This window comes from Haloarcula sp. H-hyl6 (assembly GCF_056934455.1).
Genome location: NZ_JBRIIK010000004.1, coordinates 13,054 through 35,231 on the forward strand (window position 1 = coordinate 13,054; position 22,178 = coordinate 35,231).

General features: G+C 57.3%; 20 protein-coding genes and 1 pseudogene. 12 read left to right on the forward strand and 9 right to left on the reverse strand.

Going from position 1 to position 22,178, the window contains the following annotated elements; all coding sequences use genetic code 11:
• Nucleotides 1-123 precede the first annotated feature (123 nt).
• Nucleotides 124-636: a metal-dependent hydrolase gene (locus tag Hhyl6_RS20775; RefSeq protein ID WP_483741169.1), complete on the forward strand. Its 513-nt coding sequence runs from the start codon at nt 124-126 to the stop codon at nt 634-636.
• Nucleotides 637-647: 11 nt separating this feature from the next.
• On the opposite strand, the gene Hhyl6_RS20780 is transcribed toward Hhyl6_RS20775, so the two are convergent.
• A complete protein-coding gene (locus Hhyl6_RS20780) occupies nt 648-1,388 on the reverse strand; it encodes a cupin domain-containing protein (protein WP_483741170.1) in 741 nt (246 codons plus the stop codon).
• A 125-nt stretch (nt 1,389-1,513) separates the two neighbouring features.
• Between Hhyl6_RS20780 and Hhyl6_RS20785 the strand changes: the two genes are divergently transcribed.
• Complete coding sequence (locus Hhyl6_RS20785) at nt 1,514-1,981, forward strand: ester cyclase (RefSeq protein WP_483741171.1); 468 nt, start codon at nt 1,514-1,516, stop codon at nt 1,979-1,981.
• A 225-nt stretch (nt 1,982-2,206) separates the two neighbouring features.
• On the opposite strand, the gene Hhyl6_RS20790 is transcribed toward Hhyl6_RS20785, so the two are convergent.
• Entirely contained in the window at nt 2,207-3,559 is a 1,353-nt protein-coding gene (locus Hhyl6_RS20790) for an FAD-dependent oxidoreductase (protein WP_483741172.1), read from the reverse strand.
• A gap of 202 nt (nt 3,560-3,761) precedes the next feature.
• On the opposite strand from Hhyl6_RS20790, the gene Hhyl6_RS20795 reads away from it, so the two are divergent.
• Nucleotides 3,762-4,181 (forward strand): DUF8059 family membrane protein, encoded by a 420-nt coding sequence (locus Hhyl6_RS20795; RefSeq protein WP_483741173.1) that lies wholly within the window; start codon nt 3,762-3,764, stop codon nt 4,179-4,181.
• Between the two features lie 450 nt (nt 4,182-4,631).
• Here Hhyl6_RS20795 and Hhyl6_RS20800 read toward each other — a convergent pair whose 3' ends face one another.
• From Hhyl6_RS20800 to Hhyl6_RS20820, 5 genes are all read right to left on the reverse strand, one after another.
• On the reverse strand, nt 4,632-5,066 hold the full coding sequence (locus tag Hhyl6_RS20800) for a type IV pilin domain-containing protein (protein WP_483741459.1): 435 nt from the start codon (nt 5,064-5,066) through the stop codon (nt 4,632-4,634).
• Nucleotides 5,067-5,296: 230 nt separating this feature from the next.
• Nucleotides 5,297-5,854, reverse strand: coding sequence for a metal-dependent hydrolase (locus tag Hhyl6_RS20805; RefSeq protein ID WP_483741174.1), 558 nt, complete (start codon nt 5,852-5,854; stop codon nt 5,297-5,299).
• 1,548 nt (nt 5,855-7,402) lie between these two features.
• Nucleotides 7,403-8,677 carry an IS4 family transposase gene (locus Hhyl6_RS20810; RefSeq protein ID WP_483741460.1) on the reverse strand — a complete coding sequence of 425 codons (1,275 nt, stop codon included), beginning with the start codon at nt 8,675-8,677 and terminating at the stop codon, nt 7,403-7,405.
• A gap of 455 nt (nt 8,678-9,132) precedes the next feature.
• Nucleotides 9,133-10,014, reverse strand: coding sequence for a hypothetical protein (locus Hhyl6_RS20815; protein ID WP_483741175.1), 882 nt, complete (start codon nt 10,012-10,014; stop codon nt 9,133-9,135).
• A gap of 258 nt (nt 10,015-10,272) precedes the next feature.
• Nucleotides 10,273-10,485 carry a hypothetical protein gene (locus Hhyl6_RS20820; protein WP_483741176.1) on the reverse strand — a complete coding sequence of 71 codons (213 nt, stop codon included), beginning with the start codon at nt 10,483-10,485 and terminating at the stop codon, nt 10,273-10,275.
• 479 nt (nt 10,486-10,964) lie between these two features.
• On the opposite strand from Hhyl6_RS20820, the gene tnpA reads away from it, so the two are divergent.
• From tnpA to Hhyl6_RS20850, 6 genes are all read left to right on the forward strand, one after another.
• On the forward strand, nt 10,965-11,354 hold the full coding sequence (tnpA, locus tag Hhyl6_RS20825; RefSeq protein ID WP_483741177.1) for an IS200/IS605 family transposase: 390 nt from the start codon (nt 10,965-10,967) through the stop codon (nt 11,352-11,354).
• Nucleotides 11,351-12,607 carry an RNA-guided endonuclease InsQ/TnpB family protein gene (locus Hhyl6_RS20830; protein ID WP_483741178.1) on the forward strand — a complete coding sequence of 419 codons (1,257 nt, stop codon included), beginning with the start codon at nt 11,351-11,353 and terminating at the stop codon, nt 12,605-12,607. The genes tnpA and Hhyl6_RS20830 overlap by 4 nt, the downstream gene beginning before the upstream one ends.
• Before the next feature lie 790 nt (nt 12,608-13,397).
• Entirely contained in the window at nt 13,398-13,697 is a 300-nt protein-coding gene (locus tag Hhyl6_RS20835; protein WP_483741179.1) for a toxin-antitoxin system TumE family protein, read from the forward strand.
• Between the two features lie 6 nt (nt 13,698-13,703).
• Nucleotides 13,704-14,228: an HVO_A0114 family putative DNA-binding protein gene (locus tag Hhyl6_RS20840; RefSeq protein ID WP_483741180.1), complete on the forward strand. Its 525-nt coding sequence runs from the start codon at nt 13,704-13,706 to the stop codon at nt 14,226-14,228.
• A 402-nt stretch (nt 14,229-14,630) separates the two neighbouring features.
• Nucleotides 14,631-14,906, forward strand: coding sequence for an AbrB/MazE/SpoVT family DNA-binding domain-containing protein (locus tag Hhyl6_RS20845; protein ID WP_483741181.1), 276 nt, complete (start codon nt 14,631-14,633; stop codon nt 14,904-14,906).
• Between the two features lie 26 nt (nt 14,907-14,932).
• On the forward strand, nt 14,933-15,304 hold the full coding sequence (locus Hhyl6_RS20850) for a hypothetical protein (protein ID WP_483741182.1): 372 nt from the start codon (nt 14,933-14,935) through the stop codon (nt 15,302-15,304).
• Nucleotides 15,305-15,775: 471 nt separating this feature from the next.
• Here the strand turns inward: Hhyl6_RS20850 and Hhyl6_RS20855 are convergent, their stop codons facing one another.
• On the reverse strand, nt 15,776-16,015 hold the full coding sequence (locus tag Hhyl6_RS20855; RefSeq protein WP_483741183.1) for a hypothetical protein: 240 nt from the start codon (nt 16,013-16,015) through the stop codon (nt 15,776-15,778).
• A 190-nt stretch (nt 16,016-16,205) separates the two neighbouring features.
• Here Hhyl6_RS20855 and Hhyl6_RS20860 point away from each other — a divergent pair.
• A pseudogene (locus Hhyl6_RS20860) lies at nt 16,206-16,562 on the forward strand (zinc ribbon domain-containing protein); the annotation flags it as partial.
• Nucleotides 16,563-17,284: 722 nt separating this feature from the next.
• Nucleotides 17,285-18,538 (forward strand): orc1/cdc6 family replication initiation protein, encoded by a 1,254-nt coding sequence (locus Hhyl6_RS20865; RefSeq protein WP_483741184.1) that lies wholly within the window; start codon nt 17,285-17,287, stop codon nt 18,536-18,538.
• Nucleotides 18,539-19,254: 716 nt separating this feature from the next.
• Here Hhyl6_RS20865 and Hhyl6_RS20870 read toward each other — a convergent pair.
• A complete protein-coding gene (locus tag Hhyl6_RS20870) occupies nt 19,255-19,422 on the reverse strand; it encodes a DUF1931 domain-containing protein (RefSeq protein ID WP_483741185.1) in 168 nt (55 codons plus the stop codon).
• A 337-nt stretch (nt 19,423-19,759) separates the two neighbouring features.
• Here Hhyl6_RS20870 and Hhyl6_RS20875 point away from each other — a divergent pair, with 337 nt between their 5' ends.
• A complete protein-coding gene (locus Hhyl6_RS20875; RefSeq protein WP_483741186.1) occupies nt 19,760-21,694 on the forward strand; it encodes a PAS domain S-box protein in 1,935 nt (644 codons plus the stop codon).
• The last annotated feature ends 484 nt before the right edge of the window (nt 21,695-22,178 follow it).

The following is a 22,178-nucleotide window of genomic DNA, read 5'->3' on the forward strand; positions in this document are numbered from 1 at the left end:
GTACAGGTGTCGAGACGACACAGCTGAGAGCGACGTCGACTCAATGGCTCGCGTCTGGCGGCCCGAACGCGTCGCACCGCCCACAGGTGTATGTATCCGGCACGTCGTTATGAGTCACAAACGATGCTCCCGATCGAACACTTCCTCGTCGTCGTGCTGCCGGTCAGCGCGTACCTCCTCGGTCGTGACCGACAGCTCCCGTCGGCGCGCCTCGTCGGCACCACGTTTGTCGGGAGCCAGTTCCCGGATCTCGTCGACAAGCCCCTCGCCCATCTACTCTATGTCCTGCCGTCCGGGCGGGTCTTCATGCATTCGCTGCCGTTTGCGCTGCCCATTACCGTCGCCGTGCTTGGCTATAGCCGGCAGACTGGGCGATCGCGACTGGGAGTGGCTTTCGTGGTCGCCTACCTGTCGCACCTGCTCGCCGACAACTGGCGGGCACTGCAGCCGCCGAATCCACACGTTCCCGCCGACTTGTTGTGGCCGTTCCGCCAGCCGGTCGCGAGGCCTAGGGTGCCACACTGGGCTGGTCCGGGATCCATCAACATCTATCTCTGGACGATCTTCTCGGTTAGTGTCCTCGCTATCGTGGCGTACCTGCTTCTCGAGGATATCCAGGCCCACGTCGGCAGATGAGGGCGCCACTGTCAGGAGTATCGCCGACAGCAGTCGAGGTCGGTGAGACATGGCTCTTGAGCGAGGGCGTATCGAGTGGGACGGCCAGGACAGCCGGCATCGGTCACACACAGTTCGGACCGCTCGTCGAACGACCCGAAGTAAGTGCTACTGGCGACGACGTACGTCTCGCTGGAATATCTGGCTTCAAACCCGACCGCTCGACCGAGGGGAGCCAGGAGTGACGCTGCTGTCTGCTGGAGAGAGACGGGAACGAGAGCCGGATACGCTGTCGCGACCGGGAACGTATCAATCCAGATCGCTATCTGCAGCAGGTTCGGGACGCCTTCATCGTCAGTCTTGCCGGCCTGTGCCAAGGCGTATACGCTCTCGGCCCATGTCTCTGTCTGGGCAGCAGGCCGACGCTCCCAGATGACGCGACTAGGCCGGTCGGTGGGATTCCAGTGTCGGTGTGGGACGTCCGCTGGCAGCGTGATGGCATCTCCCGCTGTCAGTGTTTGCTCGTCGCCGTCGACAGTGACACGGAGTGTCCCCGAGCGGACTTCCCATCGTTCCTCCTGTTCGGGATGGATGTGTTCGAAATCGTTGTCCAGTCCCCAGGGCTCGTGTTCGAGGTCACGTGCGGCTGGCGCATCGACTGACGACGGGTACATCGTACTCTCGAATCTGACGAACTCACCGCCCGTCTCTTCGGCTCGTTTCTTGACGATGTGAGGCGCCAAATCGGCGATATCTTGGACGTCCTCAGTCATGCATGGACGATTCATCCGCGTGATACTTGAAACAGTAACACTGTTTGCGCCAGATATTGGCTGGTTGATGGGCTGTCAGCGCTGGCGGCCCAACCTTGAAGGCAGTCGTTTCGAATGGTAGTTACATGTCAGTCAGCGAACTCCCTTCACCCATCGCGGCGGCGTTTGCAGCCTTCAACGACCGAGATACCGACGCCCTCATCGCAGAGTTTGCTGACGAGGCGACGTTTTACGACCCGGCACAAGACGAAGCACTCTCAAAAACAGAGCATCGAGAGTACTGTACGGAGTTGTTCAGGGCGTTTCCCGACGGGCGGATGGAGGTCAAGCAATTTGCTGCAGACGGCAAGCTGACCACGATCGAGTGGACGTATCGGGGAACCTTCCAAGCGGAGATCGAGGGGATCCCACCGACTGGTGAATCGTTCGCGCTTCCGGGCGTCTCGCTCATCACTGTCGAAGATGGTGATATCGTTCGATGGCGGGACTACTGGGACCAGCGGCTGTTCTTTGAACAGGTCGGACTCACATTCCCGACAGTCCTGCGCCATCTCCCGACATTGGTGTGGGCCAAAGCTCAATCGATGGGTTGACCAGACACCCAGATTCCCACTGCGACCATCTCGGGAATAGTGAACCACGCGTGCGTAGTGAGTCAGAGAGTGCTAGAATACGAGGTGGGCCACAGCGGTCTGCGACGCGTGCCACCCATCTTGGGCGCAAGTTCGAGACGCCGACGCCGTCTCAGCATCGCGAGAGAGTTCTGCGTGCTCGAACGATTCCGCGTATTCGGCCTGGTCCGCCTGTCGGTGTGCGCTTCAGGAAATCGGGTTGAGGACTCGCCACAGAATCCGTGGATGGAAAAGAGATGTCGGCCGCCGTTCCATCATGGCGACGCGGGAGTACGCTTCCGACACCACGCCATCAGTATGGGCTTGTCGGGTCCATCGAGTTACATAACGGTTCAGGAGATCGGTGCCGGTTGGTTTCGGACCGCTGGTCTGGGCGTACTGAAAGTCACTGCCAACGGCGAGGCCCCACGCATCCTCGACGACTTGCGCAACGTTCTCGAAAAACCGTACTGCCACGTCGGTGTGCGGATTTGCAGCGAGCGTGTGATGCAAGTGGAGTGCCTCGAGGGCCGCGACCGACATTCCCTGCCCGTAGACCGGGTTAAAACTCGCAATCCCATCGCCCATTACGACGATGCCATCAGGGAACCGATCCAGTTCCCAGTAGTTCCGCTTGAGGTTTGTGGGAAACGGATAGTGAGGGATGTCTTCGGACAGGATGTCTTGCTCGGAGATGACCCTCGCAATATCGTCAATGGGGAGGCTCGCTACAAACTCAGTCAGCTCATCGATGTCTGTGGGCGGATGATCGCCATGAAGTCCATAGGCAGTGACCACCCAGCGGTTGCCTTCAACAGGGAACAGTCCAGCACCGCGTGTACGAGGCGGCGACGGCATAATCATGAACGCCTGGTGAGCCGACTCAGGGCGGGAGAGCTGAAGCGTGCTATACGCCAAATCGATCTGCACCTCTTCAGTCGGTGGTCGCTGGTAGCCATTCTCCTCCAACCAGTTCGCAGTCCGTGACGTCCGACCGGTGGCATCAACGACTAGGTCGGAGGGGATCTTTTCTGTCTCCCCCGACTGATTTCGGACCCGAACGCCCAGAACAGTCGTCGCAGCGTCATCAGTGAGATATTCGATACACTGGCACTGATCGCGAATCTGGACGCCATCACGGTCGGCTAAGCGCTTGCGAGTGACGTATTCCAACAGCGGGCGGCTCGCACAATACAGCGGCAGGGTGGATGGCGACTCAGCAGTGAAGTCTCCCTCCTCGTAGACCCCCAGATCTGCAGACATATCGATGATTGGAGCGCCTCGGGAGGCGAGCTCGTCACTGAACCCAGGAAACAGCGACTCTAGGGTTTTCCGTCCAGCCTCCTGAATGACATGAACGTGCCGGGATTGGGGTGTTCCTTCCCTCGTGGACGGAGTATCTGGTAGCTGATCTTGATCAATGACCGTAACGGAATCAAACGCATCGGCGAGGACGCGGGCTGCTAAGAGTCCTGCCATCCCGCCACCGGCCACGACTGCCTGCCGCCCGATTCTGTCGATGTTCGTGTGATCGTACTGCGGCGTGGTTGTGAGGGTCATTGTGTTGTCTCAAACTACGATAGATAGAGCTGGAAAAATCATGTGTCTTGGTGCGCCTCGCAATGAGTGTCAAATGAGCTGTATGCACTAACCGCAGGAGCGTGTGAGTAGTAGCTCTGCTTCTGGATGAGTTCGATAGCTGTAGCGATTCCACGTATCACCAACATTTATTGTATCCACCATTATGTTAGCTGGTGAAGGAATGACACGACCACTCAAGGGATCGGGTTTTCTCGGGTTGGCGACAATGATGACCGTGGGACTGTATCAGTTCATCCTGCTGTCTGGTGGGCAAGGTGTCCCCGGATGGATGATCGGCGGGCACGCACACCTCGGCGTGCTTTCGATTCTTGCGATCGTGATGGGGTTCGCCGTGCCTGCACTCGGTGTGACTGGCCGACTCCGGACGGCGGTGACCGTCCTGTTCATCGCTGGCCAGTGGGGAATCCCTGGGATCGTCTGGCTCGGAGAGGGATTCGGTCTGACATTTTTGCTGCCGACGGGCTTCCTCTGGGGCGGCGCGCTTATCGCATCCATGCTCATCATGTTTTACAAAGCGGTCACTACTCCGAGTGAGACAGCCGGGAGCGGCCCAGCTGGCACAATGCCGACTGACGATTAGCAAGCACCGGCGCTATCTGATACAGTACTAGTGGTGTTCCAATACGAGAACAGCAATTGGGATTTATATTAGATCGGCTACAAGACGGGAGTAAGCCATGTCCGGGACGAGCCCACAGCAAAACGATCTCGGCACCTGTTACTCCGTCTGCCGTGATGTCGGTCTCCCGCGGTGGAGGGCGGTGTTTGCGGCCGTGTGGTTCTGGTTGGCGCTCCATCTCAGACCATTGGAGGAGTTGACGGATCAGCTATTGTCCGAGTGACCTGGTTACCAGCCCGACACTCGTCTTGCGGCGCTCAGGAATTGACCGTAACTGTTGCTAGTCATCACGACGCGTCCGATGTTAAAGAGATCGTGTACTAGCGAACGAGGTTGCGTACCCCAAGCTACCCCGTTTCAGGATTGGGGACACTAGCGGTTTAGCTTGCTAAAAATGAGTCCGAAACCCGATTATGCGTCAGGTCCTTTGTCGTGTGCGATAGTCGCAGACGCATCGCCCTCCTGCGCTTCGTACACGACGCGGATGTCGTAGCTGGACGTCGCACTTCCGAGCGTCGCGGAGTCGCCCGCCGTAACCTCAGATGAGCCCACCGGGCTACCAAAGTTCCCCCAGGTATTGTCGACGCTGCTGGCGCCATTAGTGCCCCGAATGTGCAGTTCATTTGCTTGGATGGCATCCCCACCGTCGTGAGTTATCGTGAGTCCTGACGACGAATCGAACTCAAACGAGAAACTCGCTTGCGGGGTCTGTTGGGTCTGGTCCCCAAGACCGAGGACGAACGATGCGATGACGGCCGCGAGGATGACAGTAATCGCAACCATCAGAATGACTCCGATGACTGGCGACACTGCATCCTCATCTCTGATGAGGTTTTTGAGATCCATGTGCAATCCAAGTACATACCAGATCTGTACCAGTATAGTTAGGAGCGACATTTCACATGTTCAGGTCCTCTATAACGCGTTCAAGTCACTCTTGATAAATCCGGCTCGTACACACAAACGACCGTGGTGGGTACATACCTCATGACTCGTGACTGGTTCTAGTGGTAGCGCGCAGGTTCGGTTCACGCGACGTCGTCGGCCTCTCGACCCACGGCTTCCGAGGTGGGGGACTATCTCGTGAGAGCGCGCAAAACTGGCCGAAGTCCGGGTCGACCGCGCAGGCCCCAATGCCCAAGCGCAGCGAGAAACAGGGCACATTGCGCCAGCACATACGGATCGACGGCGAACGCCGCAATGTGACTCGCGAAAGACGAATCCATCGGGTACGGCGGCGCCGGCAGGAGCGGCCAGACCAGATACGTCGTCCAAGTGAGTTGGCTCAGGTCACCCTGGAGCAGGCCGCCGACCACACCAGGCCCGAGGTCGCTCAGACTGTGTGAGAGGTAGCCGACAGCGAAAGCGACGGCGACGTCCTCGCGATCGTACAGCCGACAGAGTCGATAGAGGGCGGTGAGCAGGACTGATGCAACCACCAGCGAGTGGGCCAGCGACCGCCCGGAGGGAAGGACCGCCAGACTCCATGCGAGTGGTTTATCCACCAGATCTGGGAATTGGGTCCCGAACGCAAGGGCCACCAACGGTCCCAGTGCTAGTCTGCTCGTCGACCGCAGCCGAACGGCACCCAGGTAACAGAAATAGCCCACAGCGAGATGCCCCCATGGCCACATTATACGCGCTGTTGGCAACGGGAGCGGTTAGGGATGTTGATACGGTTGCCACGAACTGCTCGCGTGCACCTGCTGCTTAGCGAGACAAACCGAAACTATAGGAAAACGAATGGCTTTGTCGACTCCATTAGAGTCTAACATAACTGCCAGTGTCCAAAAGACCACGGCAGCAACTCGCCATGCTGCCGAGTGGCTCGGTGTGTCAGTAGCCACCCGCCTCGGGAAAGCACCGACCGCATTTAGAGGAACCCTCACTAGAGATGGCCTGTTTGAGTGGCATTCGCCGAAGCTGATCTGACGCAACGTGATTCGTGAGGCCACACTTCGTCCTGAACTCGGTAGCGCCCAATCTGTGCTTATGGACTGTGTTCGTGGTCTCATTCAGAACGCCATTCGGGGCATTGTTCACTGCAGGAACCATGTGGTAGCATATTACAATTGAATAGATAATCATGTTGCCTAAATTGTAAGGTATAGTTGACATTTGTGGCTCAGAAAGTGGAGTGAACTGCTGGAGACGCATCTTGTCGGTAGTACGACGGTCAGAGCATCGTCGCCGAAGAAGCCACGGTCTAGAACACGACGCTTGGCAAGAACATGCACGTGCTCGCTGATGCCGAGGACCTCAACGTCAATCTCGATCACACCGTCATCTTCCCGACGTGACCATCGTCGACGCCGACCTCTGACAGTCGATCATCGACCGAGCGACGGCCAACGAGCATCTGGATCTGGCGGGCGCACTCATCGGGGCCCCACACCCAGCCGACGAGCCAAGACTGAGCGATAGCGAATCGCTATCGAAATATTCGCCCGTCACGAATACCATTGGTAATCGAACTACAGCAACGCCCACACAAACATGTTATAATACAAATTCTAGCAATATAGTATTACTATGTATTATTTTCTTCTAATATATGCCCATATTCTATATTTGTCGGTTGTATATTAGATATCTAATCCCAAGTATTCTAGAATGGGGATCAGATGGGAGGAGTTAAAACCAGATGAAGATTAGATAATCGAACCCGGTAATCTCCTTCCACACGGAGCAACGCAGCGAGCACCACAAGTGAGGAGGCAGGGATAGTTCACGGCACGTCGCTAGTGGAGCTTCGAGTCTGAAAGTACGAGTTATGACATCCTCCGCGATCAATTGTCAGCTTTGATTATCTCTCTGACGCCGTGCAAGATAGAAAGCGCATATCATGCAGAAAGGTGCCCAGTCAGACTGACGTCTTCCGGGCTGCCGCGCGTTTCGTCCTCAGGGAGATTGAATCTCTCGGTGCGGGCCTTGTGCTCCGGACTATGAGCGACAGTGGGCCTGTGACTACGGCCGTTCAACCACGTAAGGCCTTGTCCTCGACATGGTAGTCGGGCTGGAGACATCTCCACGATATGATCGTTCTGTTACACTCCGGCCAATGTTCAGGCGGCGAAATTACCCAAAGCACACTCCTGAATGAGGACTACCCTCTTCATCACCGACTCTCGATACAATAAGTGGCGAGGTGCCGTATGGATTCTCTAAGCATTCGTCTTTAGTTAGCGCTCACACCTCGGTTGTGTAGCGGTAGCGAGCGTCTGTTGTAAGATCGGTCGTTGCTGGTGAATCTTCTGTGCGTCGTCGATCAGCCGTTCCAGCAACGGCGGTGGCGAGTAGCCGAGGTACTCGCCGAGTTCGTGGAGGATGAACTGGGCGTGCGACCGGAAGGTCGCCGCCCAGCGTTCCGGCGGAAACACGATCTCATCGTCGGCCTGTTCGGTGACCAGATCCAACAGTTCACGACTCACTACCAGCGACAGCAACGCCGCGTACAGCAAGATTTCTACCACAACCGGGTTTCTCGTGTCGAACTCGTCTAGTTCGTACTGTGTCTTCAACTCACGGAACAACGTTTCTACCTCCCATCGACACCGATACAGCGTTGCCAGATCTGCCGGTAGAAACTCGTCTCGCGGCAGATTCGTGATGTACAGATGGTAGTCGTCGTCGTCCTCGTTGCGGACTCCGACGACGCGGAACCGCTTCGTATCAAGCGACCGGGTTCCCTCGTACTGCCCGCGCTTGAACTGGACTTCGACCTCCACGTCAATGTACGTCCGAGAGAGATCACCGATCACATCTTGAATCTGGTTGCCCTCCAAGGGAATGGCGCGCCCGCGCCATTCCCATAATTCTGCCGTTATCACCGGATTTGCGTTCTGTTTCAGCCGACTCACGAAGAAGCCGCCGTTCTCGTCGATCAACGCGAAGCGGCGGTACTTGAAATACGCCAGATCAAGCAAAATAAGCCGTCCGTGCAGCCACGAACCCGTCTTGAACAACGTGCTGTCGTGGGCTGTCTCGTCGGTCACGTCGATCCGTTCAATCATCTGCTCGGTGGCATTGTGGAGCAGGTGGAGCCGTGCTCCAGCCTGCTCCTCGTGGCGGCCTTCGTACACCTCAGAGAGGAACTCATGTAACCGCAACACGGTTCCATCAGCGATCATCACATCCCTGAACCGATCGATATCAGCGTCCACAGCGTTTGGAACAGCGACCTCGTCGAGACCACGCTCGACGAGGTCGCGGAGATACGTAGCGAGGGACGGCGTTAACCGCTGATAGAACCCGCCAGGCGAGATCGGCTCGTCAGCTGTGGCGTTGTAACTCCGCCTGAACCCAGCGAGTGTTCGGCTCTCGCCTGCGGCGAAGCCGAACACGAGCGCCCACACGAGGACAGGGATCTGGAGCGTACGGTTGCGTTCGACCACGCCGAGTTCCTCGGCGTGCTCTTCGAGGAACTCAGAGGGAAACAGTGTAGTGAGCCGACGCATAATTCTCGATGGGGAGGCGTCTTGGTGCACACTTGCCGCCTCCTCATTCCTCTCGAAAAATAACCTCGATAAGCTGCTGCTGTCACGCGATTCCTCGACTAACTAAAGACGGATGATTCTCTAAGAATTGCAAGTCGTTTCTACCAGGAGGTGAGACTATCTTTCCGTTGAAGAAGTAATGGACTTTTAAAATGCAGCCTGAATCTCTACTAGAGACTGGGCGGCGAGTTGTTGCCCTACGCCCCATCGGTCCGTCACACCCGTTGTGAACAGAGAATTCGGACTGGTCGCTCCGTTCGTGTTACGATCACTCACTACACGCCTGCACAAATGGGGTCGCTCCCGGTTCCTGTAGCTAGCAGACAGCAGCGTCGGCGGCGGCAGGGCACGTGCCACCGCGTCCATCAACGCCGGTTCGGTGCCGATTCCCTCCTCAGACGGTGTTCGTCACAGGGTTAGGGTAACGAGTCCACCACAACGGGTGTGACGCCGCCCGTCGTTGCTTTCCGGTCGCTATTCTCCAAGAGATCCAGACCGACATAGCGTTGCACCACCAATCCGTCGGCGGTCTCCATATCCATCGCGAGGGTCTCTGTCTGGGTCTGGTCCCGACCGACCTGCTGCGTTTTCTCGATGAGGTCGTCGCCGCCTAACTCGATCAGTTTCTCCCAGACGCGTTTGATCGTCTGGCGGTGTGGCTCCTTCCCGAGTTCGGCGGTCAAGGCGGTCTCGACGTCGTCCTTCGTGAAGAAGACGCCACTGCCATCGGTCCGCTTGGTCGCGAACTCGGGCCATCGCTTGGCGACGCAGATTGCGCGGTAGGTGTTCTGGCGGTTCGAACGCTCGACGAACATGGTCTTCACTTTGGACTGCCGGCAGTTCGCGAAGAAATCCAGTGGCGAGGAACTCGGCTCGATCCCTTCGGGCAGTGTCTCAGCATCCTCCTGTTGGTCGGGGTCGGCCTCGAGTTGCTGGGTTTTGGCGATGGCACTCTTGGCAACCTCGTGGGTCTGTTCTTGTTGGGCTTCGACGTCATCAAGGCGGCTCTCGGCTTCGGCGGCCGTGCCCACAGCCGTCGTCGCGATGTCGTGCGTCTGTTCCTGCTGGGATTCGAGCTCCGCAATGCGGTCTTGGAGACTGTCGACCGTCGCGAGGAGCCCTTCGAGAACACTGGAAATGAGGGATGCAGTCTCGCCCTCGAGTTGTCCGACGAGTTCCTGCAGCGCCTCGGTGTCAGGCGCGTCACCGCCGAGATCCATCTCGGGGTGGGCGGCCAGGTGGTCATCCGTGGCTGTGCTGTCGGTGTCGCTGCCGTCGGCGTCGATAGCTCGTGGCATGCTGACCACAGGGCCCGTCCCGGAATCGAACCGGAGTACCCGACCACGCGGGCTACGCGTCGCTGGCGGTCAGCAGCGGCTGGGTGCAGACGACGCGTCGATCTGGTTTGTGGCACCGCCACCATTCTGGACACGTGCGGCGTGCCAAGCCCGGGATCCCGGGAAGCCAGCATGGCCGCTGGCTGGACGCGTCGCTGGTGGCGGGGGTCGTCACTTCAGACAGCGTCGCGATTGCCGCCCCACTCCATCTGTAGTCCGTCATCGATCGACCACCGTCCGGCGTTCGATGATGACGTCGTGGCCGTACGCACCACGGCGGTACTGCTCGGCGAGATTCTCGACGGCGGCGAACTCACTCGTCCATGCGGTGTAGTGGACGAGATCGCCGACCTGATAGCGCAGCCGCCACTGAACGGGCTGTTGAGGCGCTGCCTCAGATACAGTACTACCAGCGGGGTCTGTCTGGGCCATTACCGACCACCCCCGTCGACCTGGCCCCACTGACCGGACAGGCGCCACCGCACCACGCCTCGCGGCAGCCGAGACGTGATCGGCACCGCTAACGTCGGTGATCTATTAATTCCAAAACACATATATTCTGCATGGGAGACAACCGAGCCGCCGGCACTCAGTCTGTCAGAGGCACTCACGGCAACGGGTAGTCCCGTCTGCTGGCGGCGATCTGGGGCCGTCAGCTGACGGACTATCTTACGGCGACCCACAGGATTATCTGTGTGACTGAGAGACGCACAGCTGCGGCCTCGATTACTGCCGTGCCTCTGACAGCCGTCGGTCGTCGGGGCCTGATACAGACCGATAGCGCATACCTCCGTCTTTAGGCGGAGGTCGAGCGGTAGGCATAGTGCGACAGTCCACGCCAGTCAGATTGCTGGATTTCAACCGCTCTACCGAAGATATTAAGATACCAGCGAGAATAGTGTGCAAAACGGATGAAGACCACACGGCACGCGACTTACAACCTCAAATACCACATAGTGTGGATACCACAGTACCGTGACTCGGTACTGACGGGTGAGGTTGCCGACCGTGTGCGAACCATCCTCCACGAAATTGCCGACGACAAAGGCCTCGAAATACTCAACCTCACCGTTCAACCCGACCACATCCACCTGTTCGTCAGTAGCCCACCGAAGCACGCCCCCTCCCTTCTCGCCAATTGGTTCAAAGGCATCAGTTCGCGGAAGTACAACCACCGCTATGCCGACCACGACGGCGAGAAAATCGGCTGGGCGAGAGGCTACTACGCAGGAACCGCAGGACAGGTTTCCAGCGAAACGGTCCAGAACTACATCCAGCGTCACGAGGAGGGTGAATCGTGACCGAACTGACGAAGACGCTGGAACTGAAACTGGTCCAGCCGAACGCCCACAAGCGTCAGAAACTCCGAGAGACGGTCGAGGCGTACCAGCAGGCGCTTCAGGATGCTTTTGACGCTGGTTGTACCACTCAGACCGAGACGAACGACATAGTGGTCAACTACGACCTGAGTGGGTACGCGAAAAACGCACTCAAGCAGTACGTCCCGCAGTTGACGACAACGTACAACGCGGGCGAACTCCATGACGACCACCCTGTTCGATTCACCAACGAAGGGCTACGAATCGACCACAAGCCCGAGAACGCTATCGAGTGGTACGTCAAAATCCCACATCACAGAGACTACAATCTCTGGATTCCAGCACAGCCAAGCCCCGAACAGCGGGGTTGGCTCGAAGCGTTGAACGCTGGTGACGCTGAGATGGGTGAGAGTCGGCTATTCGAGCGCGACGGGATGTGGTATCTCCACGTCACCGCTACCCGCGACGTGGAGGACGGTTCTGAGGCGACCGCCGACGAACGGACGCCCATCGGTGTCGATATTGGGGAAGCGTCACTCGTCACGGTGTGTCACCGCGACGACCACGGTTGCCCGACCGCTCCCGAACTGTGGGCCGACGAGGGGAAAACCGTTCGTCGGCTCCGTAAGACCTACTTCACCACCAAGCGCCGACTCCAGAAGCGCGGAAGCGAGTGTATCGCCGAGTCCTATGGCGACGACCTGTGGAACCAGATAGACGACGTGTTCCATCGTGTCACCCGCGAAGTCGTAGAGTACGCCGAGTCTATCGAGAATCCCGTGCTGGTGCTGGAAGACCTGACGTACATACGGGAGTCGATGGACTACGGCGAGTATATGAACCGTCGTCTCCACGGATGGGGGTTCGCCAAACTGCACGCGCAGATACGGTACAAGGCCGTCGAGAATGGCATCCCCGTCGAGACGGTGAATCCGCGCAACACGTCGAAGGAGTGCCATGCGTGCGGTGAACATGGCTCCCGGCCACGACAGGCGACGTTTCGTTGCTCGAACGACGACTGCTGGCTCGGTGAGTACCAAGCCGACGTGAACGGGGCGATAAACATTGCAGACCGCTACCGTAGTGGAGAGAGTCACCGCCGAAGCGACCGAGACTCCGGTCAGAAGGTTGGTGCCGATGACTCGGCTACGGATGGGGCCTCTTTGACCGGGCCACAAGACAGCCACGCCGATGCTGAAATCCAGCAGGAGACGCGTGGAACGTATGCGTCTTGAAACCAACAGGCCTGTGACACTCGGCCTGAAATCCCGTGGTGGGATTCCTCCGCGTTCACGCGGAGGAGGAGGTCAAAGGACGTAGGGTTCAGACGAATCCTTGGTGGATGATCGTAGCTATACCCTTCAGCTATATATCTCGGCTATACTCCGAGTGGTACTGCTTACAGACTCTCCATCGTGTGGTTAGCAGCAACTATACTCTTCAGCTATACCCACCAGATATACTGGGTGTGGTGGACCTTCGAGAAGTTGAAGCACTCGCTGGCGGAAGTCGTAGATGCATCTGGAGGAGTTTCAGACGACCCTCATGTGGGTGACGCGATGGCGTCACTACATGGTTGTCCCCATCGTCATGCTGGGGGCGAGTCAGTACGATCTCTGAACGCTCGACGGCGTGCTCCGGGACGATGAGGGCGTGCCGCCTGGCGCGTTGTGGGAACCGGCGTTAGCCGGGGTGACGCTCCGGCCGACGACGGCTTAGCCCGAGTTTCTATCCGTGATGGCGGCAGTCTAGACAGTTTGCAGCTAATAGGTACGCGGCACGATTATCAAGATATTCCAATCCTAGGCTTGGCTTCGCCCTCGTCGCAACAGTGGCTCGACGAGCGCCGCCGGATGATCGTCATCCCGTTTCAATCCCGTGCTGGGTTTCTCCCTCGTCGCGACCCATCTGACAGCGACCCACACCACCCAGACATCCTGAGACGATCTGTGTATATGTTGGTCATAGACACCAACGGAAACTCTTATGATATGTTGGCCCGTAACACCAACATAGGTAGCACAGATGGGAGCGACGGTCATCTACGAAGATTCAGACCAGTTTGACGACGGCTCACGGTACGAGATGATTGCGACCGACGTCCCGAAAAGCGACGACTACCCCGATGGAGTCAAGTACCGATTCCAGTACATGGCCGAAGACGGTCGAACCCTCCTGCGGTTCGATAACTTCCCTGACCATCCGGGAGTCGACAACCACCACTACCACACGCCCGATGGCGTCGACGACGACATCGAATACACTGACCTCAAAGACCACGTCCAGACGTTCTACAACGAGATGGACGAACGCCGCGAACGGTGACCCACCATGTCCGACGAACCCAACACCACGCCCGACGACACCGACGACGTCAACAGCACCGACTCTGAGGACGAGGAGATCGTGATGGACGACGTCGAAGCCGAGGCAGGCTTCCTTGAGGATCGCGATCCCGAGGACTACCCCTCGGTGCTTCGGATCACGTCCGATTCCGATGAAGCACACCGCCAAGACGCACTCGACCGGCTCGATCGCTGGGAGGCTGGCGAGGAGGTCCCACACGTCATTAACTTCCAGAATCCGAGCGATCTCCGGGCACTACTCACCGACCGCCGTGTCGAGCTCCTCCAGAGCATCATGGCCGAGAAACCGGACAGCATTCGCCAGCTCGCAGAGCGGTTGGAACGCGACGTCAAGTCAGTCCACGAAGACCTCCAGGTCCTCGCTGAGTACGATATCGTCCACTTCGAGCAGGACGGCCGAGCGAAGCGACCGTTCGTTCCCTACGACTCCATCGAGGTCAGTCTCGAAATCTCGACACCGCACGGAGCCGATGACGCGGCGCCGGCCTGAGCTACTGCACATCGCTATGTCCGCGCCGTGACGGCGCGGTTTCCTCCGTGGGAGTCTCAGCCGGCCTAAGATTCCCCGGAGGCAAATTCCCGTCACGGTGGACGGTACTCGGGTCTGTGCGCTGTTCATTGGGACTTTCGTGAGGGCGAACGATTTGGACCTCTCGGAAGCCTATACAGAGGTGGTAAACGACCACGGGTCGGGTGACCCGTGGCTTTTGTAGTTCCCTCAGCCTACGTCTTAGAAGCACGACTCGAAACGGTGGAGACGCACGACCAGCAGTAACACGGCGGTTTCTCATCGGAGTGAACGCGATTCACGCTCGCCGCGAACGGCGGGATTCTCTCGCTGATTCAAGAGAGGGGCCCAAACGCTTAGGTACTACGGCACGTAGTACTCCACATGAGCGCTGACACAGAGGAGAAAACGACACGCGTGACGCGGAAAGGGCAGACCACTATCCCGAAAGAACTGCGAGAGGAGTTCGGTCTCGAAGAGGGCGACGAACTCCGCTGGGAGAAAACCGAGGACGGTATCCAGGTCCGGAAGGCGACTCGCTCGGCCGGACGCGGGATGCTCATTGACGACGATGTCTCCGACGAACAGCGTGAAGAGATGGCTGAGGAGATGGAAGAAGAGATACTGGAGAAGCGTCGCTCAGAGTGGCAGCCCGAATGACACGCTACACCGCCGACGGCGTGGCAATGGCACGGTACCTCGTTGACCGGCTCCCGGCGGCAGCAGACGAGGCTTTCGAGCGCGCCGAGCAGGGCGTCGACGTGATCGAGGTGCCAACGGTGGCTGTGGGTGAGGCAATCTGGACGGCGGTGAACAAACGGAAGATTGCCGGCGTCGAGGTGGACACGACGCCGAACGCGGTCCTACGCGGCCTCGTTCACGACGGGCCCGTCCAGATCGCCTCGGCCGATGAGCAGGACCTCGCTGTCTACGGGAGCCTTATCGACCATCACTCGCTCCACGACGCACTCTTGATCGCAAACCACCGAGTGCGCGGGACTGACGCTATCATCTCGAAAGACGGTGAGTTCGCGTCTGAATCGATTATTTGGGACTGACATCGCTCCAGCTATCGATACTCACTATGTGTTCGGAGTAGCGCCCTTGTCAACCGTCTCGGGGTCAACAGTAGTTGCCGATTCAGTTTTCAGAGAGGGCGCTGAACACTTCGAGGTTGCAGAGATTCGGCTTGAGTCGGTCGTTTGAGCGGGAAGTTAAGCAAGGAGCGACCGACTAGACGGGTGATTCACCCCGACAGAGAGTCTCGCCAGTATGGAGGGGCGTGCTGACCCGGGCGCAGCCCGGGTCTGCCGTCCCGGTGACGGTTAGTCGTACGTCACTGACCCGAGGAAGAACCGAAACGTCGCCGTTGAGACCGCTGGACGCGTTTTCACCCGCCGTTGCTCAGAGAGCAGCAGACACACCACGATCCAGAGAATGTACAGCGAATAGAAAATAGAACAACCGCACCGCAAACACTGGCGACGTGGTCCGGGGCAGAAACTCACCGATCTTCCGGTAAGACGTTTCTATCCCCCACCGACGCCGATACGCTTGCGCGAGCGGTACCGCTTCATCCACCTTCGTTTCTGATTCGTGATCAGACACAGCGAGTCGTCGTCCCGCGAGTGGTGCGGGACGACGACGAGCGTCACCGGCACACGCATCGTCGGTGAGCGCTTTCTCACCAACTCGTAGTCGGTGACGAATCGCTCTTCATCGTGGTCGGCAAGAACGCGCTTGATTCCTGGCGTTTTGGGTGCACGCATGACGAACTCCACACCGAGATCAACGAGTTCGTCGACTAACTCTACCCGATAGAGGCCACGATCACCTCGCGGATCGCCTCGATCAGGGATGGTGTGTCGGTCCGAGCAACGTGCTCGGAGTCTCGCTGCCACCGTGTGGACCGTAGCCGCCGCCGTCGTCACCCCGGGCGCGAGTCAGTACGACGCCTGAACGCTCTACGAACAGGTGGAGTACAAAGTCGAGGCAGACGGGATCTCGGTGAAGTATGTGGGTCGGCGTACACGTCGAAACGGTGCGCCGAATGTGGGTTCACGGCTGACGAGAATCGTCCGACTCGCAACGCTTTCCGGTGTGTAAAGTGCGAGTCGGAAGCGAACGCAGACTACAACGCCGCGAAGAACATCGGGATCTGGTACGTCCGTCAAGGCCAACAGTCATCTCGGTGGACGAGCGACAGTCAACTCGCCCTCAGGTCTAGAACAGTGACGCCGAACGGCGGATTTACCGCCCACCCGGAACAGGGTCGAGGCCGAGTTCACGGACAAGCTCCACCCTCAAAGCGCCTAAGACGCTTAGGGTGTGGTAGTTGACAGACACCACAGACCACTCTTTTTGTCAGTCTACTGGATTTCCAGTAGCAGCCCACAGGCTTCCCAAGAATACTTTGACGTGTGTCGGATGGACCATTCCTCGAAGATTTGCTTCCTCCTCCTTTCGATTGGGACGATACTGTCAAGGAAGTGAATGCAACCCCCACACCCCATGCGTCGAATGTAAACCCTCAAAAAACCGGGACTCGATTCCTAAGGCATCTGATCTGGGATCTAGTGCGGTGGTAATTGAAGTAGTTCGTCTAAGAAACCGTTATTTACTATACAAAAGTTATAAGTTGGTATAGCTAAAACCAAATCCGTACTCTACTAAGATAATAGAGTGTGCAGTATGCACACTAAACTCCACCGCGACTCCACTTCCACGAAAGCCACCGGCAATTTTGTATCACTTGCATTGCTCGGTCTACTCCGACTATTTCGGGTATTTACACTCGACAGGTGGGGTGTGTGTGTGTGGTAGGTGTCCCCTCTGATTGTCCATTCTCCTCATCTGATCAACCGCTCGTTACATTGGACGACTGGGGTGTGAGAGTCATTCGACGCCTGGTTACTTCGTCTGTCTTAAAGTTTTAGACAGAGACCCCACTCAAGCGCCTATTTACACCGCATTTACATTCGACACCTGGGGTGGGATAACCCCGTTAATTTATATACCAGTGACCAAATGTCGAAGGTATGGGCGGCGACGACACTCCATCACAACAATCCCTTGACGAGATCTGGGCTAGCCAGGACTCGATCTTCAGCCGGAAGGAACTTCTCGACATTGACCACATCCCTGACGAAGATCGGATCATCGGACGTGACGAAGAAATTGAAGATGTCGCCTCCAGCATTCACCCGGCTGTCCGCGGGAAGCCTCCGCGAAACACGCTCCTTTACGGGAAAACTGGTACAGGAAAATCCCTTGTGGCAAAGCACGTCACCCGGAGTGCTCAACAATACGCTCAGAAGAACGACACCAGGATGGGGCGAGTCTACATCGACTGCACCCAATCCACCACCGAAACCCGTGTTGTCGTCAACCTTGCCCGTAACCTCAACAACCCCGAAGCAACCGACATCTCAATCCCCGTCACTGGGCTCTCTACAGACGTCTACTATCACCGGCTCTGGACCATCCTCGACGAACTCTATGATGTGGTCGTCATCATTCTGGATGAGATCGATAAACTCCAGGACCACGAGATTCTAATGCAACTCTCGCGCGCTGGTGAAGCTGGGAAAGTTAAAAACTGCAAAGTCGGGATTATCGCGATCAGTAACAAGATTTCATTTAAGAATAACCTCGATGAGCGCATCCTCAGCAGCCTCCAAGACCGCGAATTCATCTTTCCACCGTACGACGCGAACCAACTCCGCTCAATCATGCGGAATCGCGCCGACGCCTTCCGAGATGGTGTCCTAACTGAGGATGTCATCCCGCTCAGTGCAGCCTTTGCCGCCCAGGAACACGGGGATGCCCGGAAAGCGCTCGACATCCTGCGAAATGCCGGTGAGCTGGCAAAGGATGAAGGTGCTAATCAGGTTCGTGACGATCACGTACGCGATGCTCGCGAAAAAGCTGATATCGACCGGTTCTCGCAACTTCTCGAGGGGCAACCCACACAGATTAAGGCTACCGTCTACGCGTTGTCCGTGCTCACCGACAAGCACAAAGACGACGACGAGTTTTCCACGCGGAAAATCTACGATGTGTACAAGCAACTCACAGACGTCCTCGGCATGGACACGCTCTCACATCGTCGTATGGCCGACCGGCTCAGTGAGCAAGTGTTTCTTGATATACTCGGACGGACAGATCGCGTCGGACGTGGCCGTGGGCAGGGTGTAACACACTACTACTATCTAATGGAAGACTCCAATGTCGTCCAAAAGGTTATTTTGCAAGACAGCCGGTTTGCAGAGCTTCACGACTTCAGCCCCTGAAACCTCAATGTTCGGGGGGATACATTCGACAGTCGGGGTGCATAGAACGCCCAATCCGTGCCCAATCTTTCACTCTCAACTCATCCAGAAGACTGGAGGTCCAACAATTACCTAAACATAGTTTAGATGGCGTGAAAAACCCCTGAACAGACAGATACATTCGACAGCCGGGGTGTTTGAAACATCGCTCAGGTGAACATCCAACTGAATACACTCGACAGTCGGGGTGCCTTCATCACCATCCGAAGAGATACACTCTGCTGTGAATCCGAACCAGCCGCATGAATGGCTATAGTGGGTGAAATTGAGGAGATACATTGGACAGTCGGGGTGGTGCCCAGCAGTGGGGGAGCAGATTAAGAAAACACCGACCAAGAAAGGAGGCCCGGGGATTAAGCTTGACCTCCACCGTTCAGGCGCAGGAGGAGGTCAAAACAGGGCGGCAACCAAAGGGATCGTCCACCTCGCCGACCAGCTTGGGATCGATCTCCCCACCCTGTGAGGTGCTCGTCGAGTCGTTCACACTGTATCTGCCCCGAAGGGGCCATGATTTCAGACGGACCCTTGAACGTTTGAACTTCTGTGTTCACGACGCTATCGCAGGCCGGGTATCAGCACGTGTTGGCGACGGTGTGAGTCTGAGACAGCACTAACCAACAATCGGTGCGTGGCCGGCCGGTTGTTGGTTAGCCTTCACACTCTACAGTCGGCTACGCTTACAGATCGCGCTGCTGGGCGGTATTGCGGTCGTTGGCCTCGGCGCGACGGGCAGCGTCTTCGAGCAACTCCGCGACCTCCGCATCAAGCGCCTCGTAGAAGTCGGCACCAACATTCATCTGGTCGAGCGATTCCTTCACGCCGGATTTGACGATCAGATCTGCCATACGGCTCAATAACCTGCTCATTACGCCTTAAGTCCCTCGAATCCGGAACCATTGCGTCTGTTGTTACCGCGAGGTGGAGGGCAACGAACGCTAACCAACAATCAGTGCATATCCGGTCGGTTGTTGGTTAGTGAGTTCGTCTAGCCGTTAGCAGATCGCCGTTAATTATTCGCCGTCACCCCATGCTATCGGGTTCGGGGTCTGTTTGTGTTTTCTATCGAGTCGCAATTACCGATTCTGAAACGGCCGCTCAGTAGCGTATTCGAGCAGTCTGGTTTCTTCGCTTCCCCATCATTCAAGTAAATTGGGACGAATGTCAGGTTAGAGTCGAATCGGTATGGGTAGTACAAGAGATACAGCAGAGGAACCCCGTCAGATATCGCCGCTTTCCGATGGAGTGATTCAGGAACTCTATCATGCGGTCAATGACGCGATTTTCGTTCACGATGCGGAGACCGGCGAGATTCTCGATGTGAACGAGACGATGTGTGAGCTGTACGGCTACTCGCGGGCTGAAGCCCGGCAACTGTCTATCGAAGATCTCAGCTCGGGCGTTCCACCGTACACCCAAGCCACCGCCGTTGACTACGTGCAGAAGGCTGCTGAGGGCGACCCGCAGATGTTTGATTGGCAGGCAGAAGATAGCGAGGGGAATCACTTTTGGGTCGAAGTGAGTATGCGGCGAGCAGTCGTCGACGACCAGACGCTCGTTCTCGTTATCGTTCGGGACACCACCGAGCGCAAGACCCACGAGCAAGCACTCGAACGACTCCACGCGACCACTCGCGACCTGCTGGCAGCGCAGAGTCCCGACGAGATAGCGTCGATTACCTGCGACACGGCCACAGAGATACTCGATCTGCCACTCATCGGTGTGCATCTCTACGACGCCGCTGCGGACGCCCTCGTTCCCGTTGCCTGGTCGGAGGCGCTTGCATCGGTCTTGGGTGGGTCACCACCGCCGATTCCCGCCAACGAAGGACTCGCATGGCAGGCGTACGCGGACGAAACGGCTCAGTTCTATGCAGACGTTCGTGAGATGGAGAATATCTTCGACACGGACACACCCTTCCGGAGTGAGTTACATCTGCCACTCGGCGAACACGGCGTGATTATCGTCGCCTCGACGACGACCGATGATTTCGACGCGACTGACGAGACCCTCGCTAACGTATTGGCCGCGAACGTCGAGGCGGCACTCGACCGCGTCGAGCGCGAACGAGAACTCACTGAGGAACGCAACAAGTACGAGACGCTCGTCGAGCGAAGCCACGACGGAATCACCATTATCCAAGATGGGAGAATTGTCTTCGCCAATCCTCGGAGTCTCGACATCCTCGGGTACGAAAAGTCCGAACTCATCGGCAAACCGCTCGTCGAGATCATCGCTCCCGACGACAGAGCCCTCGTGCGTGATCGACATGAGCGACGGATTGATCCGGACACAGCATCGCCCACGTCACAGTACGAGACGCGCATCCAGACCAGTGATGGGGAGGTTCGAATCACGGAGATAACCGCCGCCCCAATCCAGTACGAGGGCGACCCAGCAGATCTCAAGATCTTCCGGGACGTGACCGAGCGCAAGCGCTACGAGGAGCGGTTGGAGGAGACAACCGAGGAACTCGAAGCGTTGAACCGGGTCATCCGACACGACATTCGAAACGACATGAGTATCGTCTTGGGGTGGGCCGAGTTGCTCGACAGCCACGTGGACGAAGACGGACAGGAATACCTCCAGAGGATTCTCGACAGCGGAAAACACGTCGTCGAACTCACAGAGATTGCGCGGGACTACATCGAGACGCTGACGAGCGAGGACGACCTCGCAGTATCGCCCACACCGCTGCGGTCGATACTGGAAACGGAACTCGATCTGAGACGCGAGTCATTCCCCGATGCGGAATTTGTGCTCGTGGACGACGTGCCTGATGTAGAGGTGATGGCTAACCAAATGCTAGGGGCAGTGTTCAGGAATCTCCTGAACAACCCCGTCCAGCACAACGACAAGGACGACCCGCTCGTGACGGTCTCCTGTGAGATCGACGACGAAGACGCCGTCATACAGATTGCGGACAACGGGCCGGGGATTCCCGACGATCAGCAGGAGTCGATTTTCGGCAAGGGAGACAAAGGCATCGAGAGTTCCGGCAGCGGGATCGGCCTGTATCTCGTCCAGACGTTAGTCAACCAGTACAATGGCTCTGTGACGATTGAGGATAACGAACCCGAGGGAGCCGTGTTTACTGTTCGGCTGCCAAAAGCCGAGTGACTACTGCGTCCCCTCTGAACTGACCACAGCGCTTGCGACCGACTCACCCAGCACCCACTTTTCGTTGACGTTGCCGACGCCGTCGCAAGCCGGTACCAGCACGTGACGGCAACCGTATCGGACGACAGAGAGCTAACCAACAACCGCCGCGTATTCAGCAGTTGTTGGTTAGCTAGTCATAGAACTATTCTCAGAACATCGTTGATTGCTCAGGATATCGCCTGAAACAGCCACTCAGTAGACGTGCGAATTGATCGAGTTAATCAGCACTCAATCGGACTCCCGACTCAGAGAGGAGATCATCCAAACAATCCTCACAAAGAAGCAGACTGACTTCTTTCTCAAAGCGTTGAAAGAACAGCCGCTGTTTCTTCTCTCCCGACTGTTTGCCACAATGAGTGCAGTTCACACTCTTTCTTTAGTATCGTTTCAATTAGGGTTCTGCATCAACTCAGTTTGTGAGTCGGAGAAGCAGTCAACCGCC

Coding starts and splice junctions, on each gene's coding strand:
- Hhyl6_RS20775 (WP_483741169.1), top strand. CDS start 124: ATGCTCCCGATCGAACACTTCCTCGTCGTCGTGCTGCCGGTCAGCGCG.
- Hhyl6_RS20780 (WP_483741170.1), bottom strand. CDS start 1,388: ATGACTGAGGACGTCCAAGATATCGCCGATTTGGCGCCTCACATCGTC.
- Hhyl6_RS20785 (WP_483741171.1), top strand. CDS start 1,514: ATGTCAGTCAGCGAACTCCCTTCACCCATCGCGGCGGCGTTTGCAGCC.
- Hhyl6_RS20790 (WP_483741172.1), bottom strand. CDS start 3,559: ATGACCCTCACAACCACGCCGCAGTACGATCACACGAACATCGACAGA.
- Hhyl6_RS20795 (WP_483741173.1), top strand. CDS start 3,762: ATGACACGACCACTCAAGGGATCGGGTTTTCTCGGGTTGGCGACAATG.
- Hhyl6_RS20800 (WP_483741459.1), bottom strand. CDS start 5,066: ATGGATCTCAAAAACCTCATCAGAGATGAGGATGCAGTGTCGCCAGTC.
- Hhyl6_RS20805 (WP_483741174.1), bottom strand. CDS start 5,854: ATGTGGCCATGGGGGCATCTCGCTGTGGGCTATTTCTGTTACCTGGGT.
- Hhyl6_RS20810 (WP_483741460.1), bottom strand. CDS start 8,677: ATGCGTCGGCTCACTACACTGTTTCCCTCTGAGTTCCTCGAAGAGCAC.
- Hhyl6_RS20815 (WP_483741175.1), bottom strand. CDS start 10,014: ATGCCACGAGCTATCGACGCCGACGGCAGCGACACCGACAGCACAGCC.
- Hhyl6_RS20820 (WP_483741176.1), bottom strand. CDS start 10,485: ATGGCCCAGACAGACCCCGCTGGTAGTACTGTATCTGAGGCAGCGCCT.
- tnpA (WP_483741177.1), top strand. CDS start 10,965: ATGAAGACCACACGGCACGCGACTTACAACCTCAAATACCACATAGTG.
- Hhyl6_RS20835 (WP_483741179.1), top strand. CDS start 13,398: ATGGGAGCGACGGTCATCTACGAAGATTCAGACCAGTTTGACGACGGC.
- Hhyl6_RS20840 (WP_483741180.1), top strand. CDS start 13,704: ATGTCCGACGAACCCAACACCACGCCCGACGACACCGACGACGTCAAC.
- Hhyl6_RS20845 (WP_483741181.1), top strand. CDS start 14,631: ATGAGCGCTGACACAGAGGAGAAAACGACACGCGTGACGCGGAAAGGG.
- Hhyl6_RS20850 (WP_483741182.1), top strand. CDS start 14,933: ATGGCACGGTACCTCGTTGACCGGCTCCCGGCGGCAGCAGACGAGGCT.
- Hhyl6_RS20855 (WP_483741183.1), bottom strand. CDS start 16,015: ATGCGTGCACCCAAAACGCCAGGAATCAAGCGCGTTCTTGCCGACCAC.
- Hhyl6_RS20865 (WP_483741184.1), top strand. CDS start 17,285: ATGGGCGGCGACGACACTCCATCACAACAATCCCTTGACGAGATCTGG.
- Hhyl6_RS20870 (WP_483741185.1), bottom strand. CDS start 19,422: ATGGCAGATCTGATCGTCAAATCCGGCGTGAAGGAATCGCTCGACCAG.
- Hhyl6_RS20875 (WP_483741186.1), top strand. CDS start 19,760: ATGGGTAGTACAAGAGATACAGCAGAGGAACCCCGTCAGATATCGCCG.